The 16,607-nt window shown below is 64.4% G+C and carries 9 protein-coding genes and 1 pseudogene; 2 read left to right on the forward strand and 8 right to left on the reverse strand.

The window, feature by feature from the left end; all coding sequences use genetic code 11:
- The first annotated feature begins 75 nt into the window (after positions 1–75).
- Together lipB and lipA are read left to right on the forward strand one after the other, a co-directional pair.
- Positions 76–918 (forward strand): lipoyl(octanoyl) transferase LipB, encoded by an 843-nt coding sequence (gene lipB / locus AB0H50_RS18625; RefSeq protein ID WP_357453810.1) that lies wholly within the window; start codon positions 76–78, stop codon positions 916–918.
- On the forward strand, positions 915–1,955 hold the full coding sequence (gene lipA, locus AB0H50_RS18630) for a lipoyl synthase (RefSeq protein ID WP_357453813.1): 1,041 nt from the start codon (positions 915–917) through the stop codon (positions 1,953–1,955). The genes lipB and lipA overlap by 4 nt, the downstream gene beginning before the upstream one ends.
- Before the next feature lie 153 nt (positions 1,956–2,108).
- Here the strand turns inward: lipA and AB0H50_RS18635 are convergent, their stop codons facing one another.
- The 8 genes and pseudogenes from AB0H50_RS18635 to AB0H50_RS18670 all read right to left on the reverse strand — a co-directional run bounded on the left by AB0H50_RS18635 (position 2,109) and on the right by AB0H50_RS18670 (position 16,538).
- Complete coding sequence (locus tag AB0H50_RS18635; RefSeq protein WP_357455286.1) at positions 2,109–3,884, reverse strand: UvrD-helicase domain-containing protein; 1,776 nt, start codon at positions 3,882–3,884, stop codon at positions 2,109–2,111.
- Positions 3,885–4,246: 362 nt separating this feature from the next.
- On the reverse strand, positions 4,247–4,729 hold the full coding sequence (locus AB0H50_RS18640) for a hypothetical protein (protein ID WP_357453815.1): 483 nt from the start codon (positions 4,727–4,729) through the stop codon (positions 4,247–4,249).
- Between the two features lie 524 nt (positions 4,730–5,253).
- Positions 5,254–6,203: pseudogene (locus AB0H50_RS18645) on the reverse strand (ERCC4 domain-containing protein).
- 295 nt (positions 6,204–6,498) lie between these two features.
- Complete coding sequence (locus tag AB0H50_RS18650) at positions 6,499–8,064, reverse strand: serine/threonine-protein kinase (protein ID WP_357453818.1); 1,566 nt, start codon at positions 8,062–8,064, stop codon at positions 6,499–6,501.
- Positions 8,065–8,128: 64 nt separating this feature from the next.
- A complete protein-coding gene (locus AB0H50_RS18655; RefSeq protein ID WP_357453821.1) occupies positions 8,129–11,293 on the reverse strand; it encodes a type I restriction endonuclease in 3,165 nt (1,054 codons plus the stop codon).
- 6 nt (positions 11,294–11,299) lie between these two features.
- Entirely contained in the window at positions 11,300–12,157 is an 858-nt protein-coding gene (locus AB0H50_RS18660) for a hypothetical protein (protein ID WP_357453824.1), read from the reverse strand.
- A 377-nt stretch (positions 12,158–12,534) separates the two neighbouring features.
- Positions 12,535–14,532 (reverse strand): class I SAM-dependent DNA methyltransferase, encoded by a 1,998-nt coding sequence (locus AB0H50_RS18665; RefSeq protein WP_357453826.1) that lies wholly within the window; start codon positions 14,530–14,532, stop codon positions 12,535–12,537.
- Positions 14,529–16,538 carry an N-6 DNA methylase gene (locus AB0H50_RS18670; protein ID WP_357453829.1) on the reverse strand — a complete coding sequence of 670 codons (2,010 nt, stop codon included), beginning with the start codon at positions 16,536–16,538 and terminating at the stop codon, positions 14,529–14,531. Before AB0H50_RS18670 ends, AB0H50_RS18665 begins: the two co-directional genes overlap by 4 nt.
- Positions 16,539–16,607 lie beyond the last annotated feature (69 nt).

Raw genomic sequence — 16,607 nt, forward strand, 5'->3', positions numbered from 1 at the left:
GGCCCCGCAAGCATGTGGCATACCGCACACCGAGTCCTTGACCCTGCCGAAACCGCGGGGCGTACCGTCAACGGCGTGAACGACACGCGCACCACCTGGTCGGCCCGCTTCGATCGCACCCCGATCGTCGTCGAGGACCTGGGTCTCATCGACTACCACTCCGCCTGGGACCTGCAACGCACCATCGCCGCCGAACGCGCCGAAGGCCTCGGCTCCGACCACCTGCTGCTGCTCGAACACCCCTCCGTCTACACGGCGGGCCGCCGCACCGAGGACGCGGACCTGCCCATCGACGGAAGCCCCGTGGTGCAGGTCGACCGCGGCGGAAAGATCACCTGGCACGGCCCCGGACAGCTCGTCGGCTACCCGATCGTCCGGCTCGCCGAACCCGTCGACGTCGTCCAGTACGTACGCCGCCTCGAAGAGGCGCTGATCTCGGTGTGCACCGAACTGGGCCTCATCTGCGGCCGCGTCGAGGGCCGATCCGGTGTCTGGCTGCCCGCCAATGACTGGTCTCCCGAACGCAAGATCGCCGCCATCGGCGTGCGCGTGCAGCGCGGCGTTGCCCTGCACGGCCTCTCGTTGAACTGCAACTCCATGGACGGCTTCGGGGCCATCATCCCGTGCGGTATCCGCGACGCGGGCGTCACCACGTTGACCCGCGAACTCGGCAGGGAAGTCACGGTCGCCGAGATCAAGCCGATGGTCGCCGCCGCGATCGTGCGCGCGCTGGACGGTGAGCTGCCGGTGAGCGAGCGCAACATCTCCCGCACCGCAGGCCCGCTGAGCGACACAACGGCTGCGTCGAGCACCGCCGACGCCAAGGCCACCGACGGAACTACCGCCTCCGCCGAGGCCAAGGCGGCCGAAGGCACCTCGGCGGCGCCCGACACCCGAGGCGTAAGGTCGATCAAGTGACCTCAGTCGACACCCCGACACCGCACAGCGCGTCCGCACCCAACGGCCGCAAACTCCTGCGCATCGAAGCCCGCAACGCGGAAACCCCCATCGAGCGCAAACCCAAGTGGATCCGCACCCGCGCCACCATAGGCCCCGAGTACACCGAACTCAAGGGCCTGGTGAAGCGCGAGGGTCTGCACACCGTGTGCGAAGAAGCGGGCTGCCCCAACATCTTCGAATGCTGGGAAGACCGCGAGGCCACCTTCCTCATCGGCGGCGAACAGTGCACCCGCCGCTGCGACTTCTGCCAGATCGACACCGGCAAACCCGCCGCCCTAGACCGCGACGAACCCCGCCGAGTCGCCGAAAGCGTCCAGGCCATGGGCCTGCGCTACTCCACCATCACCGGCGTCGCCCGCGACGACCTGGAAGACGGCGGCGCCTGGCTCTACGCCGAAACCGTCCGCGCCATCAAGGCTTCGAACCCCAACACCGGCGTCGAACTCCTCATCCCCGACTTCAACGCCGACCCCGACCAACTAGCCGAGGTCTTCTCCTCCCGCCCGGAAGTCCTGGCCCACAACCTCGAGACAGTCCCGCGCATCTTCAAGCGCATTCGGCCGGCGTTCCGCTACGAGCGTTCCCTCGCGGTCCTCACCGCAGCCCGCGAAGCCGGTCTGGTCACCAAGTCCAACCTCATCCTCGGCATGGGTGAAGCGCCGGAGGAAGTCACCCAAGCCATGCGCGACCTCCACGAGGCAGGCTGCGACATCCTCACCATCACCCAATACCTCCGCCCCTCCCCCCGCCACCATCCTGTGGACCGGTGGGTCAAGCCGGAGGAATTCGTCGAACACTCCAAGGTCGCCGAAGAAATCGGCTTCGCGGGTGTCATGGCAGGTCCGCTGGTCCGCTCCTCCTACCGAGCGGGCCGCCTCTACGCCCAAGCGATGACCCACCACGGCCGCGAAATCCCTTCGGCCATGGCCCATCTCGCCGAGGAAGGTACGGCCTCGCAGGAAGCCTCCTCCGTCCTCGCCCGCTTCGGGAGTTGATCTGGTCGTCCGCAGCGCGTACGCGGATATTCCCGACCGTCACGCTGACGCATAGCACGGATGCGCAGACCACGCGGCGGCCAGAACATCACACAGTTCCTGGGTAATCGCGGAAAGCGTCATCGCCGGGTGGGAGCTGTCGCTTGCCCACGGTCAGAATGGCCGAACTTGGTTGTCGACAACACCGACCCAGATGTAGTCGCGCGCTCTGGTCAGCGCGACCATCGTCTGTCGGGCGGCCAGTTCGGCTCTGTCGCGTTCCGCCCCCGTCAGTTCTGCGACCGGTGCGGCGGAGCGAGTGGTGATGTGGAAGACCGCGGCGAAATCCATTCCTTTCGCCCGGTGCACGGTGCCCGTCTTCACCGCTCCATGCTGTGTGCCGTCGTAACGGGTGAGCGGCAGGGTCGGTATGCCGGCCTTGGTGAGCCGGTCGGCCAGCCGTGCCGCTTCACTCTTCGTGTTCGTCAACACGGCGATGTCGGTGATCGTCGCGGCCGCGTTCTTGACCGCCTCGATCAATCGCGTCTCGACATCCGAGCGTCGCCCCGTGTATCCATCGGCGCGGCCGCCGGGTAGGACCACCTCGGTGTCGCGCAGGACGAATCCCGGCCCACCATCGAGATCGTCGACGACGTTGGTGGCGTCGACGGACTTCGCATAGTCGTGTACGGCAACACGGTTGCGGTAGTTGACCCGCAGAACAGCACCGCGGCCGACGATCGGGATGCTGGCGTCCGACAATGTCCAGCCACCGGGATACACCTGCTGCTGACCATCCCCCACCAGCAAAAGCTGAGAATCGTCGCGCCCACCCGCGATCTGGTGCACGAGCTGGAGCTCCAGGAGGGTGAAGTCCTGGACCTCATCGACAACGACCAGCCCGTACGGCTCCTCGAGCGGACGACGCCGCAGTTCCGCCACAGCGGCGCTGACCACGTCGTTCAAATCGCAGACTCCGCGCTGCTCCAAAATGGCCTGGTAGGGCTCGTAGATGGCCTTCCACACCATTTCGCGCCGACTGTCGGTGAGAATGACACGATTACGGCCGGTGCGCTGGATCCCCTGATACTCCTTCAGCGAGGTGATACCGCGTCCCTTGATGACGCGTTCGAGTTCGTCCTTCCAGTACTCGACGCCGGTGCCTTTGATATCGGTTAGGAGATCGCGCGCCTTCAACCAGGTATGGGAGTAGGCGTTGTCGCATACCTCGGTGTTCAGCTGGGGCATGGCTTCGCGTTCACGGAGAACGCGAACCGCCCACGCGTGCAGATTGGTGAACTCCGCACGATCGCCGACGTGCGGCGCGATCCTTTCGAATCCCGACCGGTGGTAGGTAGGCAGCGTCTTGACGAAGCTGGTGAACAGCAGGCGCCCGGAATTGTGTTTGGCGAACCGGGCCATTCGATGCAGCGCGACTACGGTCTTTCCGGTACCGGCGGGCCCGCTGAACCTTGCCGGGCCGTTGAATTTGCGGTTGACGAGGGAGAGTTGTTCGGGATCCAGGAAGGTCATCCACTCGGCGAACGGGCGTCCAAGCATGCGGTCACGCTCATGCTCGCGCACCTCGACATCGGTGAAAAGACCCTCTGCTTCGACGGTTTCAGCGATCGGCGCCTCGTCGGTGGTAATCAGTTCGTACCCACTCAGCCGAGCGGCGACCGTCTTGACAAGGTGGCGAGCAGAATTCGAGTTCAGCGCCGCGTCGTTTCCGAGCAGGATCGAGCGCAGAGTCGGCGCGGTCGCCACCCGAAATCGGCCGTCGCCCGACATCGGTGTGCCGGCCGAAGACATCACAACCACCTGTATCATGTGCGGAACATACTGGCTGCGGCCGGAATAGAGATTCGCGAACGTCTCCTCCGCATGCCGTCGCACCGAACGCAGTTCCGATTCACTCGGCACCTCGTCGGCGAAGACCAAGGCGAACACCCCGGTCCGTCCCACCGCGAATGCCGCCGCACGATCGGCAGGCGGATACTCCGCTTCCCGCGCCACAAGCACATGCCACCCGGATTCCATCAGCGCAACCGACAGAATCCGACGATGCCATGGCCCCAACCCGGTGAGCGCGGCGAGCTTTCCCTCGACCCAATGCCTGCGACGTTCCCGTGCGATCGAGACCATCACACCCCTCCCGTTCGAATCAACCCCTACCGAGCCAGGGTAAACCGCGAACTTGCACGCTGTCCGAGTTATGCCTAGCTTCAACACATTTCGTACCGTCGAGGGGTTCACTTGGCGACGCTTCAGCGGCTGAACCCGCTCAGCTCCGACAGCGTCCGCCGCCGAGTTCAGGACAACATGCTTCGCAGCGCCGCGCGGGCAAGCAGAACACCACCCGATTCGAGGCGCGGCGGTGTCCGCCACGAGCGATGCAGCAGGCCCAGTTGTTCGAGCACCACCGTGATGTGCTGGGTGATCCATCCGATATCGGTGGCGGTGATCGGACGGTAGTCGGCGTCACGCCAGCCCAGCGCCGTGAGCGTCCCCGCTGCGATGTCGCCCGCGCGATCCGCCGCGCCGCCTGCCAGCGCCAGCAGATACAGAACCCCCGCTTCGCGGTCCGGACTGCGGGTGACCGAGCGGGGCAGGCGTTCGGCGATGTGCCACCACAGCGCGACCGGATCGTCGTGCAAACTCCTGGCTTTCGTTGTCGGCACGATCCGCCCCTTGTACTTGCGCAGTAATCCCAACCGTTGGGCGGACTCTCGCAACGCCAGCACTGGAACCGTCAAATCCTCACGATTCCCCTTGCCGATCCACTCCGCGGACATGTCGAGTTCATCGAAGATCCGCTTGACCACTACCGGCGGCAAATATCCGGCCGCGGTGAGCGTGATTCCTCGCCGACAATGTCGATCAAACGGACGAACTCATGGACCGCGGCCGCAGCCGCGTCCATGTCGATAGCTGGAATTTCGGTCAGCGCCGCGCGTGCGGCGACGGCGTGCATCTTCCGCCGCTGGGGGCCTGCGGGTAACCGATCCACAATGTCACGCAAGGGCGCGGGAAGTTCGACTGGCGCGGTCGCGGCCAGTCCCGAACCGAAATCGGCGAGCGCAGCGTTGACGGCCTCCCGATCGAACGGCGTCGGGGCGTAGTCCCGTGGGTCGGCGAAATCACCCACCAGCTTCCGGTACTCAGCCGCCGCCGGCGCCAGGGCAACGCTACCCAGACGGCGTACCTGCGCTTTCCACGCCTTGGCGGTTGATGCTCAGCCAGCGAACCAATGGGCAACAGGAACTTGACAGTCGCTCCGTGTCGGGAGTCGGACGACCGAGCCTGCGGCCCGGCCCGCTTACTGGGCCGCGCGCCACGCCGCGACGATCTCCGCCCGGGTCGGTCCCCGATCGGATACCGAAACCCCTGCGCCCGCGCCCATTCCCGCAGTTCCGTGTTCGCGGGCAGCGGCGCGCCGGTGTTCTCGGCGAACGCATCGCCGACCCGGTCGGCCACCGACGATTCCGCCCGCACCCACTCCGAACTCGCGGCCAGAAACCGATAAGTCCACTCCTCGGCGAGCTGACGCGACTCGGCGAAGACGATTGGCACCGTCGGCCACCGCACCTGAGCTTCGGCCAAACCGTCGGCCACCACCGCGGGACGCACCCGGTCCAACTTGAACACTTCCGAATACCGGTCCTCCACTACCAGTGCGGCACGGGGCAGCGCCGAGAGGTCGGCCAGCAAGAAGCCCAGCTTCCCTCTGGTCAGCGTCGCCACCAGGTCCGGCAGCGACTTGCGTTCCACCGAGGCGATCAGCCGGCCGTCGACCGCCACACCGTAGTCACCGGCCTGCAACGCACGGCGCACCGTTCGCACCTGCTGCCGGCCGAACTTGTACGCGTACCGCTCATGCGAATCGACGATGATCTCCAACTCCGCGATACCCGCCGCCCGCGCCGTCGGTGTGCGCACCCCGGGACGGGCCTTCTTCCGCACCCGAGCGGTCTGCCAGAACACCGCGTCACGACCGCGTGCGGTGGTGAACACGATCTGCGAGCGATTCTCCCGCGCCCGATCCAGTACCAGATCGATGGCGGCGCCGCGCCGCACACACGACCGGATCGCGGCCCGTTCGACAATTTCTGGCTCGTCTGGCCACTCGTCGGCCGAGACCGGGTGGCAGTACAGGGCATTCGTCCGTGGCCAGGTTCCCGAGGTTCGAAGTACTGTCCCGCCCGCCAACGGCAGGCGCAGCAGGTATCGCAGCCTCGACTCCGGATCGGGGTTCCGCGCGATCAGCATCTCCACAGGATCAGATTCTGCGCTGTCCACGCGACGGGCATCGCACGGAGTACCGGAGGGAGCACCAGCCCGACATTTATCGGGATTCGTTCAGCTCGCCAGACGTCGGTCCGAGCCCGCAGGGCCGGGATGTGCCCAGCGATCTGCTCGAGTGTTCGTACGCCGAGGGCTTCCGGTGGACTGATCCCGCGTGCATCGACGATCCTCGCAAATGCTCGAAAGCGAGGGCGTACGATTCTCTGCGCCAGGCCGAGCCGTCTCGGCCCAAAGATTGACCCCCGCGGAACTGGCGCAGCTACGGACCGGACAATTCCCCTGAAGGATCATCGTCGATGAACCGCTCTAGCGCTTCCGCCACTTCCTGGGTCAGCGGGTCCTCGATCCCGCGCACGAGCAGTAGATCGTCATACAACTCGCTCAGCGTGGTGCGCGCCTCCACGCGATGACCGATGAGCGCGAGCAACCGCCCGAGAGCCAGCCTCAACTCGAGCGCCATTTCGCTGCCGTCGCTCTGCGTGGCGCGCACGTCGTCCAGCACCGCGCGCATCCCGGACAGGGCTTCAGTGAGTTCGCCGAGCTCGATGCGACAGTCCGCGGCGAACTTGCGGCATTGGATCGTCAGGTCGTCGGCGAAACCCTTCACCCGGGTGGATACGGCGGCAAGAGCGTCGAACTCCGTTCTCGCCTTTCTGTATTCGCCACCGAGGAAGCGAGCGAGCGCGATGTCGAACCGTAGGTCCAGTACCCGCGGGCTATCGAAGCCGAACGCACGGCCCGCCGGTTCGAGGATGCTGCTGAGGACATCAGCTGCCTGCAGCGAGCGTCCCGCAGCGACCAAGTCGCGGTACTCGGCCAGCTGATGTCGCAGCCGATCCTCGACCACCTCATCGCTGATCGGAGCGGTGGCGGGCAGCGCGCCCTCGAACCGGGTAGCGGGCACTACCTGCTCCGGACGTAGGGGGGCGTTAGGGCGTCGAAAAATTACAGTCGGGTCAGGCACATTCGACAGGCACCCATCGCTTGGTCCGACAGTCGACCCTGGTGGGGGCAGCAACGGAAGGAGTCGCTCGTACACATCCGCGGCGTCACCTGGACGCTGTTCAGGCTCCTTGGCGAGAAGGTCCAAGACCAGCCGGTCCAATTCGGCCGGTACGTCGGCACGCAGTTCGCGGGGCGGAACGGGCGCCGTGATGGCGTGGTGGTGCAGCACGATCGGCGCCGAGCCGTCGAACACCGGGTAGCCGCACAACATTTCGTAGAGGATGCAGCCGAGCGCATACAGGTCGGTGCGTGGTGTCGCCTTGGCGCCGATGGCCTGCTCCGGCGACATGTAGGCCACCGAACCGAGAACCGCACCCGTGATGGTCAGCTTCGGGGCACCGGCCGTGAGCAGCGCGGCGATGCCGAAGTCGATGATCTTCACGGTGCCACTCGGCGTGACAAGGATATTGTCGGGCTTGAGATCGCGGTGGACCACCGGCAGCGCGTGCGCGTACGAGAGCGCGGTGGCGATCTGCGCGGTTACCGCGACTGCCCATTCGACCGGCAGCGGGGCGTCGGGGTCGAGATAGTGCCGCAATGTGTGAGCGCCCTCGACGAGTTCCATTACGAGGTAGACCTCGCTCAGGTCCGCGTCGAGGACCGCGTCGTACACCTGTGGCACGCCATGGTGCCGGATCTGCGCGGTGATCCGGGCTTCACGACGAAACCGTTCGGCGAACTCGGCGGCATCGGTCTGTGAGTGGATCTGGGTGAACCGGATCATTTTCACCGCGATCTCGCGGTCGAGCACGGTGTCGTACCCGCGCCAGACCGATCCCATCCCACCGAACCCGATCTCTTCGATCAGGTCGTACCGCATACCGATACGCCGAGCCGGCACCGTCTACCCCCTGCTGTTCCGCGACAGCCGCACCACCGTCGCGCTACATCTCGGGCAGTCCATGTCGCCGCCCGAGCAGCCGGAACGCCGCGGTGCGCGCCTGCCGATCCAGGTCCTTCTTGAACTCGTTGTCCCGGGCGAAGTACCGCTCGCCCAGGTCATTGAGAGTATCGAAGTGTTCGACCATCTTCTCGGCGAACACCTTGTCGAAAACGACGCCGAAGTCGTCGACATTCTTGTTCGCCAAGCGCGCCTGCTCCACCTGCGGTTCATTCATGGCGGCGTTGAACGGCACCGCGAGGTGTTCCTCGGAGAACTCGGTGCCGAACCGCTCGTTGAACCGCTCGATCAGCGCGGACAACAGCGACTTCTCGGGCTCCTTGGCCGGCCCGGTGCCATCACCGAACCCCCGCAATTCCTGTGCGCCTTCCGGAGCGAGTCCGAGGTCGTATTCCCCGGTCTGCTCGAGCCGGAGGTGGCTCAAGTCGACCTCGCCGATGTCGATGCCGCCATCGGCGCGTCGCGGCAACCGGTTCAGCAGGTGGCGTCCGTACAGGTGCAGCAGTTCGAGATCAGGGTCCTGGTAGGGCACGATCTGCGCGAGGAACCCGTATTTGCGGACGTAGTCGTTGAGGTCGGCGCGGAACGACTCAGCGAGTGCGACATCATCTTCCTCCTCGCTGTTGAGAAACACCGTGAACCGGTCGACAGCCGGTGCCAGGTGCCGATACAGCTCGGCATGCAGCTTGGCCCACTTCGCGGCCGATCCGGCTGCTTTCTGCTCGGCGACGAGATAAGCCGCGGCGAAATCCTTCATCTCCTGCGTGATCAGGATCGGCGCGGCCAGCGCCCGGTCGCGGGCGACATAGAGCAGGTTCGGATCGGTCGGCAGGGTGAACGCGTCTTCGTAATAGGGCGCGAACGATTCCTGGATCTTCTCGGCGTCGTTGACGAAGTCGAGGACCACCAGATCCTGCTGCGATTTTCCTTCGCGGGTGCGGTTGAGTCGCGACAGCGTCTGCACCGCGGCGATACCCGTGAGCGTCTTGTTCACGTACATCGTGGTCAACAGCGGCTCGTCGAACCCGGTCTGATACTTCTCGGCGACCACCAGGATCCGGTACTCCTTCTGCCCCTTGCCGCCCGCTTGGGTCGCCGGGTCGTCGGCCCGCGTGTACCGGAATGCCTTGGGCAGTGCGGACTCGGCGAGCCCACCGTTCTCCGACGGCTCGGTGACTTCCTCGCCGTCGACCTCCAGGGTGCCGGAGAACGCCACCAGCACACCGACATCCGGGTACTTGATGTCGTACTCCCGAACCTTCAGGTACTCCTTGATCGCCCGCGCCATCGCGACCGCGCTCTGCCGAGACGCGGTCACCACCATCGACTTCGCCCGGCCACCGAGCCGCCCACGGGTGTGCGCGATGAAGTGTTCGACGATCACCTGCGCGTGCTGTTCCACGGCATAGGGATGCATGAACGCGAACCGTGCGAGCAAACTAGAGGCTTTGGCCTCGGGCACTTCGACATCGTCGGGGTTCTGGTTCACCAAGCGGTAGTAGGCCTTGTAGGTGACATAGTTGCGCAGGGGGTCGAGGATGAACCCTTCCTCGATCGCCTGCCGCATCGAATAGGTATGGAACGGGCGGTATTCGGCGCCGTCGGCGGTACCGAAGTTCTCGAGCGTCTTCGCCTTCGGCGTTGCGGTGAACGCGAAGTAGGAGATGTTGGAGGCCTTCGCCCGCGCCTCTGCTTTACGCCGCAGGCGTTCGTCGACGGTCACCTCGACCGCGCCCTGTTCCTCGTCGTCCGCGTCGAGCCCCATGTCGCGCAGCGCGGTCCGAACTGCCGCTGCGGCGTCACCGGACTGCGACGAGTGCGCCTCATCGATGACGACGGCGTAGCGCCCACCAGCAAGCTTGGTCTGTTCGCGCCGCAGATAGTCCAACAGCGCCGGGAAGGTGTGCAACGTGACGGTGATGATCTTGCCGCTCTGCGAGCTCAACGCCCGCGCCAGTTGCTCGGACTTCGAACCGACCTTGTCGTCGATCTTCACCACCAGCCCGGACACCTGCTCGAACCCACCGACGGTGTCGCGAAGCTGCGAGTCCAGGTTGCGCCGGTCGGTGATGATGATGACCTTGTCGAAAACCGGTACACCCGGCTGCAATCCGGCCGCCCGCGCCTCCGCGTCGAGGTTCTCCAGCCGCTCGGTGTGCAGGTCACTGAGCCGGTGCGCGAGCCAGCCGATGGTGTTCGACTTGCCGGAGCCTGCCGAGGCCATCACGAGGTAGTCGTGCCCGGAACCGTGCGTCGCGGCGTGCGCGGCGAGCTTCTTGACCACATCCCACTGGTGGAACCGCGGGAAGATCGTCGAGCGAGTCGTTTTTCCGCCCGGCCCCTTCTTCTCGGTGGTGTGCACGAACCGTTCCAGCAGGTCCAGCCAGTTGTCCGGCTGCCACACCTGCTCCCACAGGTACGAGGTCGCGTACTTGCCTTCCGTGGTGGCCGATGGATTCCCCTTGCCGCCAGCATTACCCGGCCCCTCCGAACCGGTGTTGAACGGGAGGAACACCGTCTTCGCCGCCCTCAGCTGGGTGGTGACGAACACCAGATCGGGGTCGACAGCGAAGTTGGCGATCACCCGATGCTTGAAAATCAGCTCAGTGGGATCACGGTCCTCGCGATACTGCCTCTTCGCTTTCTCGACACCCTGCCCGGTCAGCGGATTCTTCAACTCGGCCGTCGCCACCGGAATTCCGTTGAGCAGCAACGCTAGATCCAGACGCGGCCGCGTGGCACCAGGCTTCGTGGCATATGGCAGTTCGCGAACCACCGTGAGCCGATTGGCCTTATAAGCATTCAGCACGTCCTCGGAGCCGACGAGGTTCGGCTTGAAGTAGGCAACCCGGATCAGAACACCCCGATCCTTCACCCCCTCCCGAAGAACCTTCACTAGCCCCTTGGCAGCCAGCTCCTGCCCCAGCCGCTTCGCGAACCCTTGCTGTGCCTCGTCCTGATCGTCCCCATAGGTAGCGACCAGCTCGTTCCACTCCGTCTGCTGAGTCTGCGAGATGAAGATCAGCAACTCCCCCATATCCAGCCCGAGCTCCGCGCGGTACTCGTGCGGATTCCCCTCCCGCCAGCCGTTCTCCACCATCGCCGTGACGATGGCCTCCCCGAACACCTGCTCGCTGTGCACGGACATAGTTCGCTATACCCCCTGGGTGAGATTGCGCCCGGAGGCGGTGGTGACATCGAATTGGCCGGTCAGCGCGGCGGTGATGAGAGATTGGCGACGTTCGGCGAGGAGGTCCGACATGCGCTGCCGACTACGAACGAGGTTGCGAATCCGAGTGACTTGCACATCAATTTTCCTGACAGTCAGCGCTTGTGAAGCCACGTCGCACATTCTCACGGGGATTGATCCGATGTCACTCATATTAAGATGAGGATGAAGCGACCCCTGCGTAACCAATCCAAAGAATTCTCGCGTTCTGGCGGACATCAGGGACCATAAGAGATACTCACCGTGCACCTGACTGTGAATTGGCGAGATGACGACCATACGTTGTCCAATCGCGATGGCTGGGTCCGTCTCACGGTATAGGGCCACTTCCCCGACAGGCGCCTCACGACTAAGCAGAATGTCTCCCGGGATGGGCCGCCTCCGCCGAGTCCACTCACCATAGACTGCCTCGTTGGTCTCGTACAGCGCCTCAACCACGATGCTCCCGCCGCGAACCGCCGAGGTACCCGCGATCCAGTATCCACCTCCAGGCACGGCGGGCGCCGTCTTGTGCTCGGTGTCGACAACCGAAGCGAGGAACTTCATCCGAACAACCGCCTGACCAGCCGTCGACAGCTCAGAGTCGATTACCGATTCCTCCGCTAAGCGAAGCGCCCCGATCGATCGACGGCATGTATCGATCAATTTGTCGATGCGAGAGGTTTCGGCGTCGAGAAAGTCGGCGATGCGGCGCTGCTCCTCCAGAGGCGGAACGGGAAGAACGACATCTGCAAGCGTTGCCGCATCAAAGGCCGTTGAGCGTTCCCTGATGCCCTTCGCCAACGTGGATATGTAACCACTACTCGCAAGAATTCGAAGACAATATGCAACGTATCGAACATCAACTACACCACGCGCACGGTAGGCATGCACTACGGGCGAGGATTTTCCGTCGGAATCCGACACTCCTATTGCACCAGCGAAGCCGTCCATGCCGTGTACGACTAGGTCGCCGCGACGGATACCCTGGTAGCCGATCTCCCGAATTGCATTAGTAAATCCCTCGGTTCGACGATTCTCACGTAACGTCACTTGCCCATCGCGAAATGCAGTGACAATACCGTCTCCAGAACGAGGATCCCTCCGCTGCCGATCAAGTAGCCACTTCGCACGGTCATTACTCCACCCCAACGGGAGGTCGCCGAATACTGTCGATGACATTAGTTCGTCACTTCTCCCAGCAGCTTCTGAATCTCCAATTCTAGCGCTTCCAATTCGGCGTCTATCTCTGCGAGCGGACGAGGCGGTGTATAGACGTAAAAGTGGCGGGTGAGCGGGATCTCATAACCGACTTTGGTTTTGGTATCGTCGATCCATGCATCAGGAACGTGCGGCAGGACCTCGCGGATCAGGTATTCATTGACGTCCTCGGTCAACGGAACGTTCTCGAAGTCGCGCAGGTCGGGGTCCGGTTCGGGGGCACCCTTCACCAGCTGAACCTCCCCCTCTACATCGCGCACGCCGACCGCTTCACGGAAGGCTTTAGCGAAAGGTGCTCCACTGGGCCATGTTTCACCCGCCCCGGCAACGGCGTCACGCATGGCGGACACAGCCTCAGCCTTCGTCGTCCAGGAAGTCCCGACCAACGGGGCGAGGAGGGCTCGGAACGCGTCGGAGTCGCCGTACGGCTTTCGGACCGGCGCAGAGGAGGCCAGCTTGTCCAAACCTTCGCTTGTGAGCTCGAATCGCAGCTTCAGCGGTCGCTCCACGGTGACGCGGCGGTATCCGAAGTCCTCGTTGCTGAAGACCTTCACCTTGCCGTGCAGCGGGTGGGTCGGGTCCTTCGCGACCGTCAACGCATCCCCGTACAGTTGGGTGATTTCCCGAATCTGTTCTTCGCTGATCTGTTTACGCTTGTCACCCAACGACTTCCGCATCTTCACCCAGTAGTCCCGCGCATCCAGCAGCACCACCTTGCCCAAATGATCAGGCTTCTTGCGATTGGTGAGAATCCAGAAGTAGGTGGAGATGCCGGTGTTGTAGAACAGCTGATCTGGAAGCGCGACAACAGCTTCCAGCCAGTCATTCTCGATGATCCACCGGCGAATCTCGGACTCGCCGGACCCGGCAGCACCGGTGAACAACGGGGAACCATTGAAGACGATGGCGATCCGGCTGCCGCCATCGCCGGAGGCGTTCACCGGCTTCATCTTCGAGAGCATGTGCTGCAAGAACAGCAGGGAGCCGTCGTTGATGCGAGGCAGTCCGGCACCGTAGCGACCCGCTTCACCGAGGTTGGCCGCCTCCCACTCGACGTCGTCCTTGATCTTCTTCCACTCCACGCCGAACGGCGGGTTGGCGAGCATGTAGTCGAACTTGGTCTTCGGGTGACCGTCGTTGTCGTCGAGGGAGTTACCGAGCACGATGTTCTCGGAGTCCTCCCCCTTGATCATGAGGTCGGACCGGCAGATCGCCCACGACTCCGGGTTCAGTTCCTGCCCGTACAGGTCCACCGTCGCCTGCGGGTTCAACGCGGTGATGTGGGCTTCCGCGGAGCTGAGCATGCCGCCGGTGCCGCAGGCCGGGTCGAGTACGCGGCGGACGACGCCGGGCACACCGAGCAGTTCGGCGTCCGGCGCGATCAGCAGGTTCACCATCAGTTCGATGACTTCGCGCGGGGTGAAGTGTTCACCGGCGGTCTCGTTGGACTGTTCAGCGAAACGCCGGATCAGTTCCTCGAACACGTAACCCATCTGGTGGTTGGACACCACCTCGGGCCGCAGGTCCAGGTCCGCGAACTTGCCGACCACCTGGTACAGCAGACCTGCCGCGTCGAGTTTGCGGATCTGCTGGGCGAATTCGTACTTCTCCAGCACCTCCCGCGCGTTCTGGGAGAAGGCACCGATATAGGTGATCAGGTTCTTCGAGGCGTAGGTCGGATCGGCGGCGATCTTCTTCAAGGTGAGATCGCTGGTGTTGTAGAACACCGCGCCTGCCGCCATGGTCAAGAACTTGTGCTTGTCGAGGTCTTTCCCCGCCAGCGCCTTGTCCTTGGCGATGACCGCGTCCCGCGTCGGCTCCAGCACGCACTCCAAGCGTCGCAGCACCGTGAACGGCAGGATCACCTTGCCGTAGTCGGATTGCTTGTAGTCGCCGCGCAGCAGGTCCGCGACCGACCACGCGTGGTTGGCCAGCTCGCTGTGCTTGCCGGTGTTCACTCACTGCCTCCTCGAGGATTTCTGATGTCTTTGTTTGTCGCGCTGCTCGCGGTCGGTTCCAGCGCACCGGCGACGAGACCGGTGGTCACCACCTCGGCGATCCGATCTACTGCTTCACCGGCCTGAGCCAATGCCGCCCGCAACTGGTGCACGGCGCGAAACGCTTCGCCGTAGCGCTGTTGCTGGGTTAACGGCAGCAACGGTATTCGCATTCTGTGCAGGGCGGAGTGAATCGCGGTCGTGCCAAGAGAAGCAGCTTCGTCGATGCCGCCAATGAATCCGGCGACGAACCACGGGTCCAGGCGTTGCGGGTCTGTGCGCACGAGTTGAACGTTCGGGCCGAGCGCGATCCCCACCTCTTCGGGGCCCGCGATCCGGAAGGCTTGGCCACGGGGTGCGCGCACGGTCGGCACCAGGACGTCGCCGACCTCGACTTCGACCGTGGGGCTGCCGGGTTCCACCTTCACCTGGCCGGACGCTGGACTGCCGGTGGCGATGTCGCGACCGGTAATAGCCGGCCGGAGATCTTCGCCGTTGGATGCGGTCGATCTCGATGGTTGAGCACGCAGGATACGGACCGCTCCTCCCGAAGCCAGGTCGGAAATGGTCGCAGTCCGCCATGTCGGACCCGAGAGCGGCGCGACCTGACCGACAGCCTTCGACGCGTGATCCAGCTCCGCGACGCGAGCGCGGAGTAGAGCGAGCACCGTATCGGCCTCGCCGGCAACGATTCCGGGGTCGATCGCCAACTTCACCCGCGGTCCAGGCGTGAGATCGACCTCCTCGTCGAGCAGGTCGACAACCCGGACGACGGTCGAGACGTTGGCTTCTTCGGCCTCTGCGAATCGACCCTCGACGAAGGCAGACCACACCCGCCGGACCGTGTCGGCGACCGGTGGCCAATCGACAGCATCGCCGGCACCGCTCTGCGCGGCCTCGCCTGCAGCCGACGCGGTATCGACCAGCAGAACGCTGTCAGGCACCGCGGCTTTGGGGTCAGGCTTCTCCAGGACCCAGATCTGCAGATTCAGTCGCGTCCAAAGAAGCTGAGGGAGTCTTGGTGGCAGGTTGACAACGGCGCGAAGCGCTCCCGCCCGTAGCAGCGAACTACGGATTCGCCTGCCGGACGCCTTCGACGCGACAGGTGCGGGAAGCAGTAGAACAGCGAGTCCACCAGGACGAAGGTGCGCGAGAGCGTGTTGGACCCATGCAAGGTCTGAGTCCATTCGCCCCGGCGTGCCATACCCCCACCGCGGGTCGTCGATATGAACCCGATCCGCGGACCAGTCCCGAAGGCTGGGTGGACTGCTCAGTACCGCGTCCACTTCCAGGCCGGAGAACGCATCGTCGTGCAAACTGTCGCCCGTGGCGATGTCCGCGTCGATCTCGGTTTCGGCCTGCACCACCAGACGAGCCAGGGCCGCTTGGGTTTCCGAAATGTCCTGTCCGTAAAGCTCCGTAGCACCGCGCTCCGCCGCCGCGACGAGCAGCGAACCACCACCACAAGCAGGGTCCAGCACCCGCACCAGCCCAGCCCCGAGCGGCTGCAGCAGTTCCGCCATGAGTCTGGCGACCAGCTCTGGAGTCCGGTAGAGGCCGACGTTCTGCTCACCACCGTGCGCATGGTCGGCCAACGCCTGGAGTGCCAGACGCGGCCCCTCGACTTCGGCAGTCTGCGCCAATGTTTTCAGGACGCGAGACACGGCATCTGTTGTCTCAAAGCCCGACGACACCCAACCGGATCCGGACGGCTTCAGCCCGGCAAGCAGAACCTGCGCATCGGCGCTCGATAACGACGAACGCAACAGTGTCTGCAACGACAGGATCGGCGCCTCGGTCGCATCTTGGCCGCGATCGGCCAACCATGCCTGCACCGCGTTCCAGTCGAACACCGGCCGGAACTCGGTGCCGCCCACGGGCTTCGGGAAGTCCTCATGACGCTTACGCCAGTTGCTCACGGTCGCGCGGGTCACGCCGACCAGCTTGGAGATTTCCGTGGCGGTCACGGGTGGAACCAGGTTCGACATGTCACCCCTCTCGTGTACATCACGATCGTGGCGCATGCTCGTGTGAAA

This window comes from Nocardia sp. NPDC050793 (assembly GCF_040654065.1).
Lineage (GTDB): Bacteria > Actinomycetota > Actinomycetes > Mycobacteriales > Mycobacteriaceae > Nocardia.

Excerpts from the sequence above, each read along its gene's own strand:
- AB0H50_RS18650 (WP_357453818.1), bottom strand. The coding sequence starts at position 8,064 with ATGCGGTACGACCTGATCGAAGAGATCGGGTTCGGTGGGATGGGATCG.
- AB0H50_RS18640 (WP_357453815.1), bottom strand. The coding sequence starts at position 4,729 with ATGTCCGCGGAGTGGATCGGCAAGGGGAATCGTGAGGATTTGACGGTT.
- AB0H50_RS18655 (WP_357453821.1), bottom strand. The coding sequence starts at position 11,293 with ATGTCCGTGCACAGCGAGCAGGTGTTCGGGGAGGCCATCGTCACGGCG.